Raw genomic sequence first — 1,993 nt, 5'->3', positions numbered from 1 at the left:
GGCCTGACCGCCCGCCGCCGGCCGGCGGTCGGCGGTCGGCGGTCGGTCAGGCCGCGGTCACCCGTCGATGCCGACGGCCTGGGCGCTGGCCGTCCAGAGGCGGGCGGCGAGCTGCGGGTCGGCCGCCTTGCGCAGTGGCCGGCGCAGCTTCCGGTCGGCGTAGTAGGCGCCGTGGACCAGCCGGGACGGATCCTGGTCGGCGAGCCAGACCAGCGTCTCCGCGCCCTTCTCCGGGCTGCGGAACGGCATGATCCGCATGCCGAGGGCGACCAGCCGGCTGTCCGCCCCGAACCGGGTCCGCACCACGCCCGGGTGGAAGCAGTACGACGGCACGTCCGGCCAGCGCCGGGCCGCCTCCGCGGTGAACAGGATGTTCGCCTGCTTGCTGGTGCCGTACGCGCGCACCGGCCGGTACGGGCGCAGCGTGGCGTTCAGGTCGTCCGGGTCGAGTGCCCCGCTGCGGTGCGCGCCGGAGGCGGTCACCACCATCCGGCCGACGCGGTCGCGCAACAGGTTGCTCAGCAGGAACGGGGCCAGGTGGTTGGCCTGCATGGAGAGCTCGTAGCCGTCCACGGTGGTGATCGGCGCCAGCACGATCGCCCCGGCGTTGTTGGCCAGCACGTCGATCCGGTCGTACGCCGCCCGCAGCCGTTCGGCGAGCCCGCGTACGTCGTCGAGCACCGCGAAGTCGGCGCGGAACAGCTCGGGCCGCTCGCCGCTCGCCTCGCGTACCCGGTCGCCGGCGGCCTGGAGCCGGGCCGGGTCGCGCCCGACCAGCACGACCTGGTCGCCCCGGCGGGCCAGGGCCGTCGCGGCGGCCAGACCGATCCCGGAGCTGGCCCCGGTCACCACCACGGTCCGACGCCCAGTGAGATCTTCCACAGGTCCATTCACCCCGGTCACGGCACGAGGTTACCGTGGCGTCACAACGCCCTTTGGGATCGTTAAGTTCTCGCTTTGTCATTCAGGTGGCGTCGGCGTGCCCGCCGGACGCTGGAAGGAGCGCATCCTATGGCCGCAGTCGGTCGCCCCCGCCGGTCCTGCCTCGCCGTGCCGGGTTCCAGCGTGAAGATGCTCGGCAAGGCCCAGGGCCTCCCCGCCGACCAGGTCTTCCTCGACCTGGAGGACGCGGTCGCCCCGCTGGCCAAGCCGGACGCCCGCAAGAACATCGTCGCCGCGCTCAACGAGGGCGAGTGGGCCGGCAAGACCCGGGTTGTCCGGGTGAACGACCTGACCACGCCGTGGACCTACCGGGACGTCATCGAGGTGGTCGAGGGCGCCGGCGCGAACCTCGACTGCATCATGCTGCCGAAGGTGCAGAACGCCGCCCAGGTGCAGTGGCTGGACCTGACGCTGACCCAGATCGAGAAGACCCTCGGCCTGGAGGTCGGCCGGATCGGCATCGAGGCGCAGATTGAGAACGCCGCCGGCCTGGTCAACGTCGACGCGATCGCCGCCGCCTCGCCCCGGGTGGAGACCATCATCTTCGGCCCGGCCGACTTCATGGCCTCGATCAACATGAAGTCGCTGGTGGTCGGCGCGCTGATCCCGGACTACCCGGGCGACCCCTACCACTACATCCTGATGCGGATCCTGATGGCCGCCCGGATGCACGACAAGCAGGCGATCGACGGCCCGTTCCTGCAGATCCGCGATGTCGACGCGTTCCGCGAGGTGGCCAAGCGCTCCGCGGCGCTGGGCTTTGACGGCAAGTGGGTGCTGCACCCCGGCCAGATCGACGCCGCCAACGAGGTCTACCAGCCGGCCCAGGCCGACTACGACCACGCCGAGCTGATCCTCGACGCGTACGAGCACTACACCTCGGAGGCGGGCGGCAAGCTCGGCGCGGTGATGCTCGGCGACGAGATGATCGACGAGGCGTCCCGCAAGATGGCCCTGGTGATCGCCGCCAAGGGGCGCGCGGCCGGGATGACCCGCACCTCCAGCTTCACCCCGCCCTCGGAGTGAACCGGTCGGGGGGGGGGGGGGGGGG

General features: G+C 72.0%; 2 protein-coding genes. One reads left to right on the top strand and one right to left on the bottom strand.

Going from position 1 to position 1,993, the window contains the following annotated elements; genetic code table 11:
- Positions 1 to 57 precede the first annotated feature (57 nt).
- Positions 58 to 882, bottom strand: a complete 825-nt coding sequence (locus ACSNN7_RS28825; protein WP_436684199.1) for an SDR family NAD(P)-dependent oxidoreductase — start codon at positions 880 to 882, stop codon at positions 58 to 60.
- 129 nt (positions 883 to 1,011) lie between these two features.
- Between ACSNN7_RS28825 and ACSNN7_RS28820 the strand changes: the two genes are divergently transcribed.
- On the top strand, positions 1,012 to 1,968 hold the full coding sequence (locus ACSNN7_RS28820) for an HpcH/HpaI aldolase/citrate lyase family protein (RefSeq protein ID WP_436684198.1): 957 nt from the start codon (positions 1,012 to 1,014) through the stop codon (positions 1,966 to 1,968).
- Positions 1,969 to 1,993: the final 25 nt, after the last annotated feature.

The sequence above is a fragment of the Micromonospora sp. URMC 105 genome, assembly GCF_051386295.1.
Taxonomy (GTDB): domain Bacteria; phylum Actinomycetota; class Actinomycetes; order Mycobacteriales; family Micromonosporaceae; genus Micromonospora.
The sequence above is the reverse complement of the archived record's forward strand: the minus strand, read 5'-3'. Positions and strand labels throughout refer to the sequence as shown.

Bases quoted from the DNA above. Each gene is read 5' to 3' on its own strand.
- ACSNN7_RS28820 (WP_436684198.1), top strand. From the start codon at position 1,012: ATGGCCGCAGTCGGTCGCCCCCGCCGGTCCTGCCTCGCCGTGCCGGGT.